Source organism: Aureimonas phyllosphaerae (assembly GCF_047943035.1).
GTDB classification, from domain to species: Bacteria; Pseudomonadota; Alphaproteobacteria; order Rhizobiales; family Rhizobiaceae; genus Aureimonas; species Aureimonas phyllosphaerae.
This window is the reverse complement of record NZ_CP181348.1, coordinates 3,953,825-3,971,080: the sequence shown is the minus strand read 5'-3', so window position 1 is coordinate 3,971,080 and position 17,256 is coordinate 3,953,825. Positions and strand designations below refer to the sequence as shown.

Sequence of the window (17,256 nt, the reverse complement as noted above, 5' to 3'; positions counted from 1 at the left end):
CAGCGCGGGCGGGCCAACGCGGCCCGCCCGTCCGAGGGTCAGTTGAGGGCAGCGAGGAACGGGGCGGTCGGCCACCCGTCCGGCGCGAAGCCGCGCTTGCCCTGCTCGGTTGCCACCGCCGCGCGCGTATTGGCCCCGAGGATGCCGTCCACCTTGCCGACGTCGTAGCCGAGCGCGACGAGCTTGTTCTGCAGTACCTTCATCTGGTCGCCGTCGAGGCCGGGCTGCGGGTTGCCCATGTCGACCACGGGCTCGCCGGCCAGCCGTGTGCCGAAATAGGCGGCGGTGAGCGAGTAGGTCAGCGAATTGTTCCACTGAAGGTAGATGTCGAAGTTCGGGAAGGCGAGGAAGGCCGGCCCGCCCTTGCCCTGCGGCAGGATGATCGAGGCGGGCACGTCGTCGCGCTCCAGCGGCGAGCCGTCCGACTTGGTGACGCCGAGCGCGGCGAATGCGCGGCGCGGTTCCTTGTTGACGAGGGCGGCGCGGTCGAACGGGAAGTCGGCCGGCACGCGGATTGCCTCGAGCCACGGCTGGCCGCGCTGCCAGCCCATCGACTGGATGAACTTGCCCGTCGTCATGAGGACGTCCGGCACGTCGGTCAGGAGGTTGATCTGGCCGTTGCCGTCCTGGTCGGTGCCGAAGGCGATGTAGTCCTCGGGCAGCATCTGCGTCTGGCCGAGTTCGCCCGCCCAGGCGCCGCGCATCTGGTCGGGGCGGAGATACCCCTTGTCCACGAGCTCGATCGCCGAGATCAGGTGCGGGCGGAAGATCTCGGGCCGTCGGCAGTCGTGCGCGAGGGTGGCGAGCGCCGACAGGGTGTCGAAGTCGCCGAGGACGGCGCCGAAGTCGGTCTCGAGACCCCAGAAGCTCGCGATCACCGGACCGGGCACGCCGGTCGCGGCCTCCACCTCGCGGAAGGTCGAGGCGTATTTCTTCAGCTGCGCCTGTCCGCGCGCCAGCCGGTCCTTGTTGACCATGCGCCCCTGGAAGCGGCTCCATTCCTGCTGGAACACGGCCTGGCCGCGGTCGCGCGAGAGCACCTTCTCGTCCTGGCGCACATTGGCGAGCGCCCGGTCTACGCCGGCCGGCGACAGGCCCTTGGCCAGCGCCTCCGCCCGGACGCCCTCCATGAACTGGTTCCAGTTGCCGCCGCACTGCGCGCCCTGCGCGGCCGCACCCGAAACGCCCGCGACGAGGAGGGTCGAGGCGAGCGCCAGCGATTTGAAGGAAGGGGCCATGGCGGTTCGGTTGCTCCTGAGCGGTTCGGGTTCGCCGCCTTTGACGGGCCAAATGGGGCGGTTTGAGGAAGTCAGGCGGCCGGGCGATGCGCCCGCAGCCAAGTCTCCCAATCGGCCTTGGTGCCGGAGAAGGCGTTGCGGTCCACCTCGCCGGAGACGCCGGGCACCGTGCTGGTCGCCGTCCATTGCCAGAACCGCCAGTCCTCGCGGCCGGCATAGTTGACGCTCGGATGGTCCTTCACACCGCGCAGCCAGAACTGATGGTTCGGAAAGGTGCCGACGAGGCGGTCGCGGTGGATGTCGATCGGCGCGTAGATGATCGGGCGCACGCCGTAGTGCTTCTCGAGCGCGTCCATGAAGGCGGTCATCTCGCGAACCATCTCCTCGCGCGGCGGACGGCGGGTGCAGGTCGGCGAGTCCGGCGTCCATTCGACGTCGAGGACCGGGGGGAGGGCGGCCGGATCGCGCGGCACGTTCTCGATGAACCAGCGGGCCTGCTCGATACCCGGCCGGCACCAGTAGAAGAAGTGATAGGCGCCGCGCGGCACGCCCGCCGCGCCCGCCGCGTCCCAGTTGCGGCGGAAGGCGGAGTCCACCCGGTCGCCGCCCTCGGTCGACTTGATGTAGGCGAAGGCGACGCCGCCCGCGCGCACCGTGTCCCAGGCGATCTTGCCTTGGTACTTCGACACGTCGATGCCGTGGACGGGATAGTGGTGGGGCTGCGTCCCGGAAACGCCGGTCAAGCCGAGATCGACGGGGTCGAGCGACGCGCTCCGGCATCCAGCAATGACGAGCGCCGCGCCGAGGACGACGAGGACGCGCGAGCCGAAGGCGGCCCGCGACAGGAGGCGTTGTATCGCGCGCATGCGTCTTCCCGTTGGCGTCGAAGCGGCCGGAGCCCGCCGGGACCTTCCCGTCGAAGCCTTGCGCCAGCCTGTCACCGACCATCGGGACCGAGTGATCGCAAGCGGTGTTACATCACGTCTTGCGGCGTGAACTGATGAAATTGAACCCATCCGGGTCCCGGTCGTTGTGAGGGCAGTGTTCACCAACGGAGACGATCCATGCGTTCCCTGACCCTCGCCATCGGCGCCCTCTCCATGCTTGCGCTGGGCGCGTGCTCGGACAACAACAGCTCGTCCACGACCCCGGCCGCAACGACCACGACGACGACGCCCGCCACGGGCACGACGACCACGACGCCCGCCACGGGCAGCTCGATGGCGCCCGCGACCGGCACCGCGACGACGCCTGCGACCGGCACTACGGGCACCACGACCACGCAGTAATTCGCGACAAACCCGCGCAACCGGGAGGGCCCGCGCCACGAAGCGCGGGCCTTTTCTCATGGTCGCCCGGCGGGTGGCGGCAAGACCTTTGAGCCGCCCGCCGCGATCGGATAGAACGGCGGGGACTCGCCCAACCGGCGGCAGGACCCGGCTCCCATGTCCATCTTCTCGACGCTCGCACAACTTTTCCGTGACCTCGCCGCCACCGGTGCGGAGGCGATCGAAGCCATCGTCGAGCGCGTGCGCACCGCCTATGCCGGCGACCGCGAGACGCGCCGGCGCGTCGCCTTCTCGGTCGCGATGATCGCTCTATCGGCGAAGATGGCGAAGGCCGACGGTGTCGTCACCCAGCGGGAGATCCGGGCCTTCCAGGAGATCTTCAAGATTCCACCTGAAGAGGTCGGAAACGTCTTCCGGCTCTACGATCTGGCGCGCCGGGACACGGCAGGCTTCGAGATCTACGCCGCCAAGATGCGCGTCCTGTGCGACGGGGGGCCGGGCAACTGTGCGCTGCTCGGCGACGTGCTCGACGGTCTCTTCCACATCGCCGGCGCCGACGACACGATCCACGAGCGGGAACTGGAGTTCCTCGCGCGGGTCGCCGAGATCTTCGGCATGACCGAGGCGGAATTCGAGCGCGTGAAGGCGCGGCATGTGCAGTCCGGCCCGGAGGGTGCCTTCGCCGTCCTCGGCGTGCGGCCGACCGATCCGCCCGAGGTGATCCGGCGGCGCTATCTCGAGCTCGTGAAGGAGAACCATCCCGACCGGCTGGCCGCCCGCGGCGTGCCGGACGAGTTTATGGCGATCGCCACGGAGCGGATGAAGGCGATCAACGCCGCGTGGTCGCTCGTGGGCCGGGTCGCGATGACATGATGCCGGACAGCACGCTCGTCGATCGGGTCGTCGCCTCGCCCCATCACGACGCCCGGCGCAACGGCGCGACGCCGGAGATCCTCCTCCTACACTACACCGGCATGGTCAGCGGCGAGGCGGCGCTGCGCCGCCTGTCGGGGGCGGAAGGGGAGGTCTCCTCGCATTATCTCGTGGAAGAGGACGGTCGGATCTTCCAGCTCGTGCCGGAGGCCCGCCGCGCCTGGCACGCCGGGGTTTCCTGGTGGCGCGGGCGAGATGACGTGAATTCGCGCTCGATTGGGATCGAGATCGTCAATCCAGGCCACGAACACGGTTACCGGGCCTTCCCCTCCGCGCAGCTGGCGGCGGTGATCAAATTGTGTCGCGATTGCGTCGCGCGCTGGTCGATCGCGCCACAAAGTGTCCTTGCACACTCCGACGTTGCGCCCACACGCAAGGAGGATCCAGGCGAACTCTTCCCGTGGGATCAACTTTTCGCGGCGGGGGTTGGCCACTGGACCGAGCCCGCTAAAGCGACCGGCGGCCGCTTCCTGGCGATGGGCGACAGCGGGCAACCCGTCGAAGCCTATCAGGGGCTGCTCGCGGCTTATGGATATTTCCAGGACATCAGCGGAACCTTCGACGAGGCAACGCGTTTCAACACATTGGCCTTTCAACGGCACTTCAGGCCGAGTCGTGTGGACGGCATCGCCGACATGGGGACCATCACGACGCTTCACCGCCTCCTGACGAGCCTGCCGTCCATCCTTTAGAGAATGTATGGCCGGCTTACGGCCGTCTCGAATTGTTTCATCTTGTAATGTTCCGTGATCGCCGCGACACATTGGCGGTGAATTGCTCCGGCAAAACCTCTCTCGTCATCGCCGCCGCGTATCCGGGCGGCTTTTGAGGGGGCCGGCCGTTCGTCCGTTCGACGCGCGCCGACAATCCACGGAACCAAAATGAACCGACTGCCTGCCGCGGCCTGCGCCGCGACGCTTCTGCTTGCCCAGATTTCTGCCGCTCAAGCCGATACCGCTTCATCCACGTCCCTGGCGCCCGTCGCCGAACCGTCCATCTCCGAGCAGAAGCCGACCGATCCGGTCGAGGACACGAACGACACCCTGGCCGGGCGTCCGTTCGCCGACATCATCGCCCGCGAGGCGAAGGCCAACGATATCCCCGTTGAGCTCGCCCATGCGATCGTCTCGGTGGAGAGCAACTACAAGGTCGAGGTGACCGGCCGGGCCGGCGAGATCGGCCTCATGCAGATCAAGCCCGCGACCGCGCGGGACATGGGCTTCGAGGGGGACTCGAGCGACCTCTACAATCCCGCGGTCAACATCAAGTACGGCATGAAGTATCTGGCGGGCGCCGAACGGCGTGGCGGCGGCACGCTTTGCGGCACGATCCTCAAGTACAATGCCGGGCACTATTCCAAGCGCATGAACCCGACCTCGGCGCGCTATTGCCAGAAGGTCAAGACGGTCCTCGCCTCGCTCTGATTGGTCCCCGCGAACGGCCGTCGGTGCTTGACAGCGCCCGGCCGCCGGGCGACACCGCCCGCAGCCAGCCGGCCGGGCGACCGCTGCCGCAATCGTCGAAAGACCGCGGGGGAGGAAAGTCCGGGCTCCAAGGAGGAACGGTGCCGGGTAACGCCCGGCGGGGGTGACCCCAGGGACAGTGCCACAGAGAGCAGACCGCCTCGCTGCCTTCGGGTCGCGGGGTAAGGGTGAAAGGGTGGGGTAAGAGCCCACCGCGCGGCCGGCAACGGTCGCGGCATGGTAAACCTCACCGGGAGCAAGACCGAATAGGGACGACGCGGCGGGCAACCGCCGGCCCGCTCCGGGCCAGTCGTCCGGGTAGGTTGCACGAGGCGCCGCGCGAGCGGCGTCCCAGAGGAATGGTCGCCGCACGGCATTTTGCCGTCGCACAGAACCCGGCTTACAGGCCGGCTGGCTCCTCAACCACCGGCTCATGGGATGAGCCCCCACCGCAACCGCTGGATGCCGACGACGCCTCGGCATGCTGGCGAGCGCGCATCCGTATGCGGCCGACGCGGACGGTCTTTAGCGTCGTGCCCTGACCCGGCAAGCGCCGCTTTTGCAAACATTTCGAGCGCGACTTTGCTGCAACGCGGCATGCTGTGTTGCGCGCGTACGCAATTTTTCAAACACTTGTTATTGCTCGATTATTTATACGAGCGCCCCGGCGCGCTGGGGGTCCTTGGCCGGAGCTGGGCGATCTGATCCCATTGACCCCCATGTACGCCCATGTTATCCCAAAATTCACATTCGAAGGCCCGTTCAGGGCCGATTCCGAGCATACCAAGACCTCGTTCGATCGATTGAGATCGGATCAACCGTGCAACCCTAGGTTGCTTGGATGGGTCCCGTTGTGCCGGTTTCGGTGGGGCGGGTGTGGTGGAAGGGTCGGTGCCGGGCGGGGTGTGGGGTTCGCAGTTGGTGGAGCGGTTTCTTTCCAATGCGATCAACAACATCGACGCCAAGGGTCGCGTGTCGGTTCCGGCCCACTTCCGCCAGGTCCTCGCGGGGCGTGGAGTTCGGGAACTCTATGCCCTCCAGGCGATCGGGCATCCGGCGATCGACGTCGGCGGCGTCGATCTCCTGGAGCGCTACGAAGCCCGCATGGCCGCCGAGGATCCCTTCGGCGAGGACTACGCCGACATGTCGCTCTTCGCCTATGGCGACGGGGCGTTCCTGAAGTTCGATGGCGAGGGGAGGATCATGGTCACCGATTTCATCCGCTCGCACACGGGCATCACGGACCGCGTCGCCTTCGTCGGTCGCAACCACTTCTTCCAACTCTGGGAGCCTTCCCAGTTCGAAGCCTATCGGGCCGAAGCGAGGGCGCGGCTGACCGCGCGCCGCCAGGGCCGAGGCGCGTTCGAGAGTACACCGGAATGATGGCGGACCACGGCTCGGCCCTCGTGCCGGCCGGTGGCGGACCGGTCCGCCACGTTCCGGTGCTTCTCGACCCCGTTCTCGAGGCGCTCGACCCGAAGCCGGGCGAGCGGATCGTCGACGGTACCTTCGGGGCCGGCGGTTATTCCGTGGCGATCCTCGACCGGGGCGCGAGCGTACTCGGCATCGACCGGGACCCCACGGCGATCGCGGGCGCCAAGCCGCTTCTCGAGCGCTATTCCCGCCTGTCCCTGCACCCCGGTCGCTTCGGCGACCTCAGGGCGATCGCGGCCGAGCGCGGCGAGGCACCGTTCGACGGCGTGGTGCTGGATATCGGCGTGTCCTCCATGCAGATCGACGACGCGGAGCGCGGCTTCTCCTTCCAGAAGGACGGGCCGCTCGACATGCGCATGAGCCGCGCCGGCCCGAGCGCCGCCGACGTCGTCAATCGGTTCAAGGTAGGCGATCTCGCGCGCATCCTGAACTTCCTCGGCGAGGAGCGGCAGGCGGGCCGGATCGCGCGCGCCATCGAGGCACGCCGCGCCGAGCGCCCGTTCGAGCGCACGCTCGATCTCGCGGGTCTCGTCGGCAAGGTGATCGGACGCTCGCACAAGGACCGCATCGACCCGGCGACCCGCACCTTCCAGGCCCTGCGGATCTTCGTGAACGACGAGCTCGGCGAGCTCGTGCGCGCGCTGGTGGCCGCCGAGCATGTCCTCAAGCCGGGCGGCCGGCTCGTGGTCGTGACCTTCCATTCGCTGGAGGATCGCATCGTGAAGCGCTTTCTGCGCGATCGCTCGGAGGCGGCGTCAGGTTCGCGCCATTTACCGGATGTTCAGCATAAGGACGTCACATTCGAGGCTCGCAACAAGGCCGTGACCGGCGACGAGCGGGAGATCGCTCTCAACCCTCGCGCACGATCGGCCAAGTTGCGATCCGCCGTCCGAACCGCGCTTCCGCCCCGGCGGGACGCAGAGGCGACGGCCTTCGTCGACCTGCCATCCCTTGCGGACCTGCCGCCGTCCGGAGCTGCCTGACCCATGCTGAAGACGCTCGACGTCCTTCTCGTCGCCATCGTCCTCGTCGTCGCGACGTGGACCTTCGGCCAGAAGTATCAGGCCGAATCGCTCGAGCACGAGGTGATGCTGCTCGACCGCAAGATCGCGCAGGAGCGCGAGACGATGCAGCTGCTCGAAGCCGACTGGAGCCTCCTCAACCAGCCGTTCCGCCTCGAGGCGCTGGCGCGCAACTTCGACGCCGTGCTGCAGCTGAAGCCGGTCGAGCCGCAGCAGATCGTCGAGCCCAACCAGCTTCCCGCCGTGCCCGTGCCTCCGGCTCCCGAGGAGGCCGCGCACAGCTCCAAGATCGCATCCGCCAGCCAGGGCCGCATTCGATGAAAGCTCTGCGCAAGCTACTGTCCGGGCTCGGGCTGACCGCCGCCGCCGCGCCCGCGACGTCCACGACGGGTCTTCGCCGCCGCCGCGTCGAGGCGCCGCGCAACAAGCCGCGCTTCGTCATCGCGACGGGCCTGTTCTGCGCGATCTACCTCGTGATCGGCGGTCGCCTCGTCTATCTCGGCACGCAGTCCGACCCGAACGACACCTACCGCTCGGCCGCGGGGCAGGGGCCGGTGACGCGCCCCGACCTCCTCGACCGCAACGGTGAGGTGCTGGCGACCGACATTAAGACCGCCTCGCTGTTTGCCGAGCCGCGCCGCATCGTCGACGCAGACGAGGCGACGGAGTCGCTTCTCACCGTCCTGCCGGACCTCAATCCGAAGATCCTGCACGCACGCCTGTCGTCCAAGGCGGGCTTTGCCTGGCTGAAGCGCGAGCTGACGCCGCGCCAGCAGCAGGAGATCATGGCGCTCGGCATTCCCGGCATCGGCTTCCGTACCGAGAAGAAGCGCTTCTACCCCGGCGGCCCGACCGCAGCCCACATCGTCGGCGTGACCAACGTCGACAATCAGGGCATCGCCGGCATGGAGAAGTATGTCGACGACGCGGGCTTCCGTGATCTCCAGCAGCTCGGTTTTGCCGGCAACGACAAGCTGGAGCCGGTCAAGCTGTCGATCGACCTGCGCGTCCAGCACATCGTGCGCGACGAGCTCGTCGCCGCCATGGCCAAGTACAAGGCGATCGCCGCCGGCGGCCTCGTCATGGACATCCAGACAGGCGAGATCATCGCCATGGCCTCGCTGCCCGACTACGACCCGAACTTTCCGGGCGACGCGCTGAAGAAGGAAAACCTCAACCGCATCTCGGCCGGCACGTTCGAGATGGGGTCGACCTTCAAGATCTTCACGACCGCGATGGCGCTGGATTCGGGCCTCGTGCGCTACAATGACGTGTTCTCGACGACGCCCTTCCGCGTCGCCGGCTTCACGATCAAGGAGTTCCACGGCAAGGGCCGCCCGCTCTCGGTGCCCGAGATCTTCGAGTATTCCTCGAACGTCGGCTCCGCCCGCGAGGCCGATCTCGTCGGCATCGAAGGGCACAAGGAGTTCCTGACGCGCATGGGTCTCCTGTCGCGCATCAAGACCGAGCTGCCCGAGACGGCGATGCCGACGCAGCCCAAGCAGTGGAAGAAGATCAACTCGATGACGATCGCCTTCGGGCACGGCGTCTCAACGACGCCACTCCAGACGGCGGTGGCCGCGGCCGCGATCGTCAACGACGGCTGGTACGTGCCGCCGACCTTCCTGCCGCGCACCAAGGAAGAGGCGGACAAGATCAAGGTGAAGGTCCTCAAGGACCAGACCTCGGCCGAGATGCGCGAGATCTTCAAGATCAATGGCGTGTCGGGCTCGGGCAAGAGCGCCAACCCGCCGGGCTACCACGTCGGCGGCAAGACGGGCACGGCGGAAAAGGTCGTCGCCGGGCGCTACTCCAAGGACATGCGCTTCAACGCCTATGTCGGCGCCTTCCCGATCGAGAAGCCGCGCTATCTGGTGCTCTCGATCATCGACGAGCCCAAGAAGGAAGAGGGCAAGTACGCGGCGACCGCCGGCTACAACGCCGCGCCGATGGTCGGCAACATCGTGCGCCGCGCCGCCACCTTCCTCGACGTGAAGCCGGACTTCGGGGAAACGGGCAAGTCGCTCCTCGTGTCGTACTGACGTCAAAATGCTTCAACAGGCTCGCCCCGTGTTCTACAGGACGAGCCCACGAGACGAACCCGGACAAGCCGGCGGGCCATCCGCCGGCTTTTCCATGCGATGCGGAAGATGGTGAATGAAGCTTTGCGATCTGGCCGAGGACCTCGCCACGGGGCCTAGCGATGAAACGGTCGACATCACTGGCCTGACCTCGGACTCGCGGCAGGTGCGGCCCGGCATGCTGTTCGCCGCGCTCGCCGGCACCAAGGGCGACGGCGCGGCCTTCGTCGAGGATGCGGTCTCGCGTGGCGCGGCGGCCGTTCTCCTGCCGGTCGGCGTGGAAGCCTCGCCGTCCGTTCCCGTTCTTCGCAGCGGCGACGCACGCCGCGCGCTCGCCCGAATGGCCGCCCGCTTCTACGGACGCCAGCCCGACCATGTCGTGGCCGTCACCGGCACCAGCGGCAAGACCTCGATCGCCGCCTTCACGCGCCAGATCTGGACGATGTGCGGCCTCAAGGCCGCCTCGATCGGCACGACCGGCGTCGTCTCGCCGACGCGCGACGAATACGGCTCGCTGACGACGCCCGAGCCGGTCGCGCTCGCCCGGCTTATGGCGGAACTTGCCGACGAGGGTGTGACCCATGCGTCGATGGAGGCGTCGAGCCATGGCCTCGACCAGCGCCGGCTCGACGGCGTCGAGCTGAGGGCTGCCGGCTTCAGCAATCTCGGCCGCGACCACATGGACTACCACCCGACGGTGGACGACTACTTCCGCGCCAAGATGCGCCTCTTCGACACGCTGCTGCCGAAGGGCGCGCCGGCCGTGATCTATGCCGACGACCGCTGGTCCGGTGCGGCCACCGAGGCCGCGCAGCGGGCCGGCGCCACCGTGATGACGGTCGGCAGCAACGGCGGCTTCCTGAAGCTGAAGCGGCTGGAGCACGAGCGCCACCGACAGGTCGCCGAGATCGAGGCGGCGGGCAAGCTCTACCGCATCGTGCTGCCGCTTGCCGGCGAGTTCCAGATGGCGAACGCGCTCGTTGCGGCGGGTCTCGCGATCGCCACGGGCCGCAACGTCGACGACGTCCTGCCGGCGCTGGAGCACCTGAAGGGTGCGCCGGGTCGCCTCGATCTTGCCGGCACGACGGCCGACGGGGCGCCGGTCTTCGTCGACTACGCCCACAAGCCCGAGGCGCTGGAGAACGTCCTGTCCTCCGTCCGCCCGTTCACCACGGGCCGCGTCATCCTCGTGTTCGGCTGCGGCGGCGACCGCGATCGCGGCAAGCGCCCGATCATGGGCGAGATCGCCCAGCGGCTCGCCGACGTGGTGATCGTCACCGACGACAACCCGCGCTCCGAGGTGCCGGCCACGATCCGCGCCGAGATCCTCTCCGCGGTGCCGGAGGCGGAGGAAATCGGCGACCGCCGCGCCGCGATCCGCCATGCGGTGGAGCAGGCGCGGGCAGGGGACACGGTGATCGTCGCCGGCAAGGGCCACGAAAACGGCCAGACGGTCGGCGCGGACACGCTGCCCTTCTCGGACCACGAGGAAGTGCGCGCCGCAATCGCGGGAGCGGCCCGATGACCGCGCCGCTCTGGACCGGCGAGGCGCTGGCCGCAGCGACCGGCGGGCGGCCCATCGGCGCGATGCCGGCTGCGGTCGCAGGCGTGTCGATCGACACGCGTACGCTCCAGCCGGGCGAGGCGTTCTTCGCCATCAAGGGCGACGCCTTCGACGGCCACGCGTTCCTGCGCCAGGCCGCGGCGGCCGGCGCCTCGATGCTGGTGGTGGCCGAGAAGAAGCTGCCGGCGCTCGGCGCGATCGGCTTGCCCATCGTCGTCGTCGACGACGTGTTGAAGTCGCTGGAGCGCCTCGGCTCGGCGGCGCGCGACCGCTCCGCGGCCCGCATCGTCGCGGTCACCGGCAGCGTCGGCAAGACTACGACCAAGGATGCCCTGCGCCACGTGCTCGGCGACCAGGGCACGGTGCATGCCTCGGCCGCGTCGTTCAACAACCACTGGGGCGTGCCGCTGACGCTGGCGCGCCTTCCCGCCGACGCGCGCTTTGCGGTGTTCGAGATCGGCATGAACCACCCGGACGAGATCCGGCCGCTGGTGAAGCTCGTGCGCCCGCACGTCGCGGTCATCACGCTGATCGCCGCGGCCCATCTCGGCTTCTTCAAGAGCCTCGAGCACATCGCCGAGGCGAAGGCCGAGATCTTCGAAGGCGTCGTGCCCGGCGGCACCGCGGTCCTCAACGCCGACGATCCGATGACGGCCTATCTCATTCAGGCCGCTCAAGGCGCCGGCGTCACCCGCATCACGACCTTCGGCGAAGAGGAGACCGCCGATTATCGGCTGGCCGGCTTCCGGCCCTCGGCGTCCGGCTCGCGCATCGTCGCACGCATCGACGGGACGCAGGTCGAGGTTCAGCTCGGCTCGGGCGGCCGTCATCTCGTTCAGAACGCGCTGGCGGTGCTCGGCGCGGCCGATCTTCTGGGCGCCGACGTCGAGCAGGCGGCAAAGTCCCTCAGTTCCTGGCGCGCCGGCAAGGGGCGCGGCGAGCGCCACGTGCTGCCGCTTCTCGGCGGCAGCGGCGAGTGGACGCTCATCGACGAAAGCTACAACGCCAACCCCGCCTCGATGCGCGCCGCGCTCGCGCTTCTGGCGCAGGGCGCGCCGGGTCCGAGCGGCCGGCGTATCGCCGTTCTCGGCGACATGCTGGAGCTCGGCGAGTTCTCGAGCGATCTCCATGCCGAACTGGCTGGTCCGATCCTCGACGCCCATCCCGACCTCGTGCTCCTCTGCGGACCGGAGATGAAGGGGCTGGACGGCGCGCTGGAGCGCCTCGTGCGCCACGAATGGTTCGCGACGCCCGACGAGCTTCGCGAAAGCCTCGTCCGGCATCTTCGCCAGGGCGACGTCGTGATGGCGAAGGCCTCGAAGAGCATCGGTTTTTCCAAGATCGTGGACGATCTGATCCGCATCCACACCCCGCCCTCCGAGGCGGCGTCCGGCATGTCCGCCCCTTCCGATCTCGGCCAGGGAGCCTGATCCATGCTGTCCTATCTCGCCACGCTCGCCGACGACGCGCAGCTCTTCAACGTCTTCCGCTACATCACCTTCCGCACCGGCGGGGCGATGATCACCTCGTTCATCGTGGTGTTCCTGTTCGGGCCGGCGATCATCGCGAACCTGCGCGTGCGCCAGGGGCGGGGACAGCCGATCCGCGCCGACGGGCCGCAGACGCACTTCAAGAAGGCCGGCACGCCCACGATGGGCGGCCTGATGATCCTCTCCGGCTTCCTGGTCGCGACGCTGCTCTGGGCCGAGCTCACCAACCTCTATGTCTGGATGGTGCTGCTGGTCACGATCGGCTTCGGCTCGATCGGCTTCTACGACGATTATCTCAAGGTGACGAAGCAGAGCCACAAGGGCTTCTCGGGCAAGTCGCGCCTCGGGCTGGAGTTCCTGATCGCGCTTGCCGCGGGCGTCATGGTGATCCTGGCGCAGCAGGGATCCTTCGCGAGCTCGCTCTCGATCCCCTTCTTCAAGTCGCTCTTGATCGATCTCGGCTGGTTCTATGCCGCCTTCGCCGCCTTCGTGATCGTCGGGGCCGGCAACGCCGTCAACCTGACGGACGGGCTCGATGGTCTCGCCATCATGCCGATCATGATCGCGGCGGCCGCCTTCGGCCTGATCGCCTATCTTGCGGGCAACACCAACTTCGCCAACTACCTGCAGATCCATTACGTCGCGGGCACCGGCGAACTCGCCGTGGTCTGCGGTGCGGTCATCGGCGCGGGCCTCGGCTTCCTCTGGTTCAATGCGCCGCCGGCCGCGATCTTCATGGGCGACACCGGGTCGCTCGCGCTGGGCGGCCTCGTCGGAGCCATCGCGGTCGCGACCAAGCACGAGCTCGTGCTCGGCGTGATCGGTGGCCTCTTCGTGATCGAGGCCTTGTCGGTCATCATCCAGGTCGGCTGGTTCAAGATGACCGGCCGCCGCGTCTTCCTGATGGCGCCGATCCACCACCATTTCGAGAAGCTCGGCTGGACCGAGAGCCAGGTCGTCGTCCGCTTCTGGATCATCGCCCTGCTCCTGGCCTTCGTCGGCCTGTCCACGCTCAAGCTGCGCTGAGGCTCGGGATGATCGCGGCCCACACGTTCAAGGATCGCAACGTCGCCCTGTTCGGTCTTGGCGGATCGGGTCTTGCGACGGTCCGTTCGCTGCAGGCGGGCGGTGCGCGCCTCACCGCGTTCGACGACAATCCGAAGAGCGTGGAAGCGGCGCGGGCCGAGGGCATTCCGACCGGCGACCTGCACGATCTCGACTGGGGGAGTGTGGAGGCGCTGGTCCTGTCGCCCGGCGTGCCGCTGACGCACCCCAAGCCCCACTGGGCCGCCGATCTCGCCAACGCCGCCGGCGTGCCGGTCATCGGCGACATCGAGATCTTCGTGCGCGAGCGGCAGACCTCGACACCGCGCGCGCCCTTCGTCGCCATCACCGGCACCAACGGCAAATCGACCACGACGGCCCTGATCGCGCATTGCCTCAAGGCGTCGGGCCGCGACACGCAGCTCGGCGGCAATATCGGCGTCGCGGTGCTGACGCTGGAGCCGCCCCGTCCCGACCGCTTCTACGTGGTCGAATGCTCGTCCTACCAGATCGACCTCGCGCCCTCGATTGCGCCGACGGTCGGCATCCTCCTGAATCTGACGCCCGACCATCTCGACCGACACGGCACGATGGAGAACTACGCCGCGATCAAGGCGCGCCTCCTGCAGGAAGCGGGCACCGCCGTCATCGGCGTCGATGACGACTACTGCGCCGGCATTGCCGCCTGGCATGAGAGCGAAGGCAACGTCGTCGTGCGCATCTCCAAGGAGCGGGCACTCGACGACGGCGTCTATTTCGCGGACGGCGAGGTGCGCGTCTCGCAGGGCGGAACGGTCAGGGCGCGCTTTCCGCTCGCCGGGATCGGTTCGCTGCGCGGGCGCCACAACGGACAGAACGCCGCCGCCGCGGTCGCGACACTGACGGCGCTCGGCCTTTCCGACGACGAGATCATGGACGGCCTTCGCTCGTTCCCGGGGCTCGCCCACCGGATGGAGGAGGTCGGTCGGCGGGCGAGGGTGCTGTTCGTCAACGACTCCAAGGCGACCAATGCGGACGCTGCCGCGCCCGCGCTCGGCAGCTTCGAGCGCATCCACTGGATCGCCGGCGGGCTGCCCAAGGAGGGCGGCATCGCCTCGCTGGAGCCGCTCTTCTCTCGGGTCGCCAAGGCCTATCTCATCGGCGAGGCGGCTCCGTCCTTTGCCGCCGCTCTTGGTGAACGAATTCCTTACGAAATTTCCGGTACCCTGGAGGTCGCGGTCGAGGATGCGGCGCGCGACGCCGCGCGGACGGGCGAGGACGAGGTCGTCCTTCTGTCGCCGGCCTGCGCCAGCTTCGACCAGTTCCGCAATTTCGAGGTGCGTGGCGACACGTTCCGCCAGCTTGTGGCCGCGCTGCCCGCGACCGAACCGTCTTCGAAGGGTTGAGCCATGTCGAGCCGCGCCAAGAAGGGCCTGATCACGGACTGGTGGTGGTCCATCGATCGCTGGTTCCTCGCCGCCTTCCTGATCCTAATGATCGGCGGCATGGTGCTGTCCTTCGCGGCGAGCCCTCCGGTGGCCGAGAAGATCGGGCTTGAGCCGTTCCACTTCGTGAAGCGGCATGCGCTGTTCCTGTTCCCCTCGATCGCGGCCATGCTGGCGACCTCGCTGCTGACGCCGCGGGGCGTGCGCCGCATGTCGATCATCATGCTGGCGGGCTCGCTGGTCGTCATGGTCATGGCGCTGTTCTTCGGCATGGAAGTGAAGGGCGCGCGGCGCTGGATGGACTTCGGGCCGCTCAGCGTCCAGCCGTCGGAGTTCATGAAGCCAGCCTTCGTCGTTACCTGCGCCTGGCTCTTCGCGGAGCGCTCGCGTCGTCCCGACGTGCCGGGCAACCTCTTCTCGATCATGCTGCTCCTCGTCGTCACCGCGCTGCTGGTCGCGCAGCCGGACCTTGGCCAGACGATCCTGACCTCGGCCACCTGGAGCTGCATGTTCTTCATGGCCGGCCTGTCCTGGGTGTGGATCACTTTGCTCGGCGGCGTCGGCGTCGTCGGCTTCCTCGGCGCCTATACGGTTTTCCCGCACGTCGCCTCGCGTATCGATCGCTTCCTCACCGGCGAGGGCGACACCTACCAGACCGACACGGCGCGCGAGGCGATCCTGTCGGGCGGCTGGCTCGGCCAGGGGCCGGGTGAGGGCACGATCAAGCGCATGCTGCCCGACAGCCACACCGACTTCGCCTATTCGGTGATTGCCGAGGAGTTCGGTATCGTCTCCTGCATGGCGCTCTCGGCGGTGTTCTGCTTCGTCGTGGTGCGCGGCCTGTCGATCGCCTTCAACCAGCGCGACACCTTCAACCGGCTTGCCATCTCCGGCCTCGTGATGCTGTTCGGACTCCAGTCGATCATCAACATGGCGGTGAACCTCCACCTGATGCCCGCCAAAGGCATGACGCTGCCGTTCATCTCCTACGGCGGCTCGTCGATGATGGCGGTCGCGATCTCGGCCGGCTTCGTGCTGGCGCTGACGCGCAAGCGCGCCGAGAACGTCTCGCAGACCGATCGGCTGGTGGAGCGCACGCTTGCCTTCCAGGCGCCTTATCCCGCGCGCTAGATCATCAAGATGACACGACCCATTCTCCTGTGCGCCGGCGGGACCGGCGGCCACCTATTTCCCGCCGAGGCGCTGGCGCACGAGCTGCACGCACGCGGCCACACGGTCCACCTCGTGACCGACGAGCGCGCCGGACGCTATGCCGGCAGCTTCCCGGCCGACGAAACCCATGTCGTGCCCTCCGCCACCTTCGGCTCGAAGAACCCCGTGGCGGTCATGCGCTCCGGCCTGAAGCTCTGGACCGGCTATCGCGGCGCGATTGCGCTGATGAAGCGGCTTCGGCCGGCGGCCGTCGTCGGCTTCGGCGGCTATCCGACCATTCCGCCGATGATGGCGGCGGTGCAACTCGGGCTTCCGACCGCGATCCACGAGCAGAACGCCGTGATGGGCCGCGCCAACAAGTTCCTGTCGACGCGGGTGCGCCGGATCGCGGCCGGCATCCCGCAGTCGAACACGGATGCTACGGTCGCGGCCAAGATCACGATCACCGGCAATCCGGTTCGGCCGGCGGTGCTCGACGCGGCGACGACGCCCTATCGGCCGAGCCGCGAAGGCGAGCCGTTCGAACTCGTCGTCTTCGGCGGGAGCCAGGGCGCGAGCTATTTCTCCGATGCGGCGCCGGCTGCCGTGAAGCTGATGCCGGCCGGTCTTCGCGCCCGGCTGCGCGTGACGCAGCAGGCACGCGCCGAGGACGAGGCCAAGGTCGTTGCCGCCTACCGCGAGATCGGCGTTCCCGCCGACGTCTCGCCCTTCTTCAAGGACATGGCGGCCCGCATCGCCAAGGCGCATCTCGTGGTCAGCCGCGCCGGCGCGTCGACGGTCTCCGAACTGTCGGTGATCGGGCGACCCTCGATCCTCGTGCCGTATCCTTACGCGCTCGACCACGACCAGGCGGCCAACGCGGCGCGTCTCCAGTCGGCGCACGGGACCATCGTCTCGAAGCAGGCCGACCTCACGCCCGAGCGCCTTGCCGGCCTCACCACGATGATTGCCAACGACGCCGACAAGGCCGAGGTCATGGCAGCCGCCGCCAAGGGCGAGGGCATTCCCGAAGCCGCGCGGTTGCTTGCCGATCTCGTGGCGTCTATGCCGGACGCCGCCGCAAGGCGCTGATCGTTCAACGAAAAGACCAGAGGAGCCGGC

At 68.2% G+C, this 17,256-nt stretch carries 16 protein-coding genes and 1 other RNA gene; 15 read left to right on the top strand and 2 right to left on the bottom strand.

The genetic code is table 11. The features are described 5' to 3' along the window. Positions 1–38 precede the first annotated feature (38 nt). Positions 39–1,238, bottom strand: a complete 1,200-nt coding sequence (locus tag ACLNGM_RS18985) for a lytic murein transglycosylase (RefSeq protein WP_416356132.1) — start codon at positions 1,236–1,238, stop codon at positions 39–41. A gap of 71 nt (positions 1,239–1,309) precedes the next feature. After that, on the bottom strand, positions 1,310–2,104 hold the full coding sequence (locus ACLNGM_RS18980; RefSeq protein ID WP_416356131.1) for a GH25 family lysozyme: 795 nt from the start codon (positions 2,102–2,104) through the stop codon (positions 1,310–1,312). Between the two features lie 198 nt (positions 2,105–2,302). Here ACLNGM_RS18980 and ACLNGM_RS18975 point away from each other — a divergent pair, with 198 nt between their 5' ends. The 15 genes from ACLNGM_RS18975 (at position 2,303) to murG (ending at position 17,226) form a co-directional block, all read left to right on the top strand. Further along, on the top strand, positions 2,303–2,527 hold the full coding sequence (locus ACLNGM_RS18975; RefSeq protein ID WP_416356130.1) for a hypothetical protein: 225 nt from the start codon (positions 2,303–2,305) through the stop codon (positions 2,525–2,527). 156 nt (positions 2,528–2,683) lie between these two features. After that, positions 2,684–3,400, top strand: a complete 717-nt coding sequence (locus ACLNGM_RS18970; protein ID WP_090958497.1) for a J domain-containing protein — start codon at positions 2,684–2,686, stop codon at positions 3,398–3,400. After that, positions 3,397–4,152, top strand: coding sequence for an N-acetylmuramoyl-L-alanine amidase (locus ACLNGM_RS18965; RefSeq protein WP_416356129.1), 756 nt, complete (start codon positions 3,397–3,399; stop codon positions 4,150–4,152). Before ACLNGM_RS18970 ends, ACLNGM_RS18965 begins: the two co-directional genes overlap by 4 nt. A 189-nt stretch (positions 4,153–4,341) precedes the next feature. Next, the gene (locus ACLNGM_RS18960) at positions 4,342–4,884 is read left to right on the top strand and encodes a lytic transglycosylase domain-containing protein (protein WP_090958489.1); all 543 of its coding nucleotides are present in this window, start codon (positions 4,342–4,344) and stop codon (positions 4,882–4,884) included. Between the two features lie 64 nt (positions 4,885–4,948). Beyond that, positions 4,949–5,342: RNase P RNA component class A (rnpB, locus tag ACLNGM_RS18955), an RNA gene on the top strand. Positions 5,343–5,844: 502 nt separating this feature from the next. Then, entirely contained in the window at positions 5,845–6,306 is a 462-nt protein-coding gene (mraZ, locus tag ACLNGM_RS18950) for a division/cell wall cluster transcriptional repressor MraZ (RefSeq protein ID WP_090959125.1), read from the top strand. After that, positions 6,303–7,340: a 16S rRNA (cytosine(1402)-N(4))-methyltransferase RsmH gene (gene rsmH / locus ACLNGM_RS18945; RefSeq protein WP_416356128.1), complete on the top strand. Its 1,038-nt coding sequence runs from the start codon at positions 6,303–6,305 to the stop codon at positions 7,338–7,340. Before mraZ ends, rsmH begins: the two co-directional genes overlap by 4 nt. Positions 7,341–7,343: 3 nt before the next feature. Continuing rightward, complete coding sequence (gene ftsL / locus ACLNGM_RS18940) at positions 7,344–7,700, top strand: cell division protein FtsL (RefSeq protein WP_090958483.1); 357 nt, start codon at positions 7,344–7,346, stop codon at positions 7,698–7,700. Continuing rightward, on the top strand, positions 7,697–9,421 hold the full coding sequence (locus tag ACLNGM_RS18935) for a peptidoglycan D,D-transpeptidase FtsI family protein (protein WP_090958480.1): 1,725 nt from the start codon (positions 7,697–7,699) through the stop codon (positions 9,419–9,421). The genes ftsL and ACLNGM_RS18935 overlap by 4 nt, the downstream gene beginning before the upstream one ends. 115 nt (positions 9,422–9,536) lie before the next feature. Then, complete coding sequence (locus ACLNGM_RS18930; RefSeq protein WP_416356127.1) at positions 9,537–10,985, top strand: UDP-N-acetylmuramoyl-L-alanyl-D-glutamate--2,6-diaminopimelate ligase; 1,449 nt, start codon at positions 9,537–9,539, stop codon at positions 10,983–10,985. Further along, positions 10,982–12,454 (top strand): UDP-N-acetylmuramoylalanyl-D-glutamyl-2,6-diaminopimelate--D-alanyl-D-alanine ligase, encoded by a 1,473-nt coding sequence (locus ACLNGM_RS18925; RefSeq protein WP_416356126.1) that lies wholly within the window; start codon positions 10,982–10,984, stop codon positions 12,452–12,454. The genes ACLNGM_RS18930 and ACLNGM_RS18925 overlap by 4 nt, the downstream gene beginning before the upstream one ends. Positions 12,455–12,457: 3 nt before the next feature. Further along, the gene (mraY, locus tag ACLNGM_RS18920; RefSeq protein WP_090958471.1) at positions 12,458–13,540 is read left to right on the top strand and encodes a phospho-N-acetylmuramoyl-pentapeptide-transferase; all 1,083 of its coding nucleotides are present in this window, start codon (positions 12,458–12,460) and stop codon (positions 13,538–13,540) included. An 8-nt stretch (positions 13,541–13,548) separates the two neighbouring features. Then, positions 13,549–14,943, top strand: coding sequence for a UDP-N-acetylmuramoyl-L-alanine--D-glutamate ligase (gene murD / locus ACLNGM_RS18915; RefSeq protein WP_416356125.1), 1,395 nt, complete (start codon positions 13,549–13,551; stop codon positions 14,941–14,943). A gap of 3 nt (positions 14,944–14,946) precedes the next feature. After that, positions 14,947–16,113 carry a putative lipid II flippase FtsW gene (ftsW, locus tag ACLNGM_RS18910; protein ID WP_090958468.1) on the top strand — a complete coding sequence of 389 codons (1,167 nt, stop codon included), beginning with the start codon at positions 14,947–14,949 and terminating at the stop codon, positions 16,111–16,113. A gap of 9 nt (positions 16,114–16,122) precedes the next feature. Continuing rightward, positions 16,123–17,226: an undecaprenyldiphospho-muramoylpentapeptide beta-N-acetylglucosaminyltransferase gene (gene murG / locus ACLNGM_RS18905; RefSeq protein ID WP_416356124.1), complete on the top strand. Its 1,104-nt coding sequence runs from the start codon at positions 16,123–16,125 to the stop codon at positions 17,224–17,226. Positions 17,227–17,256 lie beyond the last annotated feature (30 nt).

Bases quoted from the DNA above. Each gene is read 5' to 3' on its own strand.
- ACLNGM_RS18985 (WP_416356132.1), bottom strand. From the start codon at position 1,238: ATGGCCCCTTCCTTCAAATCGCTGGCGCTCGCCTCGACCCTCCTCGTC.
- ACLNGM_RS18980 (WP_416356131.1), bottom strand. From the start codon at position 2,104: ATGCGCGCGATACAACGCCTCCTGTCGCGGGCCGCCTTCGGCTCGCGC.
- ACLNGM_RS18975 (WP_416356130.1), top strand. From the start codon at position 2,303: ATGCGTTCCCTGACCCTCGCCATCGGCGCCCTCTCCATGCTTGCGCTG.
- ACLNGM_RS18970 (WP_090958497.1), top strand. From the start codon at position 2,684: ATGTCCATCTTCTCGACGCTCGCACAACTTTTCCGTGACCTCGCCGCC.
- ACLNGM_RS18965 (WP_416356129.1), top strand. From the start codon at position 3,397: ATGATGCCGGACAGCACGCTCGTCGATCGGGTCGTCGCCTCGCCCCAT.
- ACLNGM_RS18960 (WP_090958489.1), top strand. From the start codon at position 4,342: ATGAACCGACTGCCTGCCGCGGCCTGCGCCGCGACGCTTCTGCTTGCC.
- rsmH (WP_416356128.1), top strand. From the start codon at position 6,303: ATGATGGCGGACCACGGCTCGGCCCTCGTGCCGGCCGGTGGCGGACCG.
- ftsL (WP_090958483.1), top strand. From the start codon at position 7,344: ATGCTGAAGACGCTCGACGTCCTTCTCGTCGCCATCGTCCTCGTCGTC.
- ACLNGM_RS18935 (WP_090958480.1), top strand. From the start codon at position 7,697: ATGAAAGCTCTGCGCAAGCTACTGTCCGGGCTCGGGCTGACCGCCGCC.
- ACLNGM_RS18930 (WP_416356127.1), top strand. From the start codon at position 9,537: ATGAAGCTTTGCGATCTGGCCGAGGACCTCGCCACGGGGCCTAGCGAT.
- ACLNGM_RS18925 (WP_416356126.1), top strand. From the start codon at position 10,982: ATGACCGCGCCGCTCTGGACCGGCGAGGCGCTGGCCGCAGCGACCGGC.
- mraY (WP_090958471.1), top strand. From the start codon at position 12,458: ATGCTGTCCTATCTCGCCACGCTCGCCGACGACGCGCAGCTCTTCAAC.
- murD (WP_416356125.1), top strand. From the start codon at position 13,549: ATGATCGCGGCCCACACGTTCAAGGATCGCAACGTCGCCCTGTTCGGT.
- ftsW (WP_090958468.1), top strand. From the start codon at position 14,947: ATGTCGAGCCGCGCCAAGAAGGGCCTGATCACGGACTGGTGGTGGTCC.
- murG (WP_416356124.1), top strand. From the start codon at position 16,123: ATGACACGACCCATTCTCCTGTGCGCCGGCGGGACCGGCGGCCACCTA.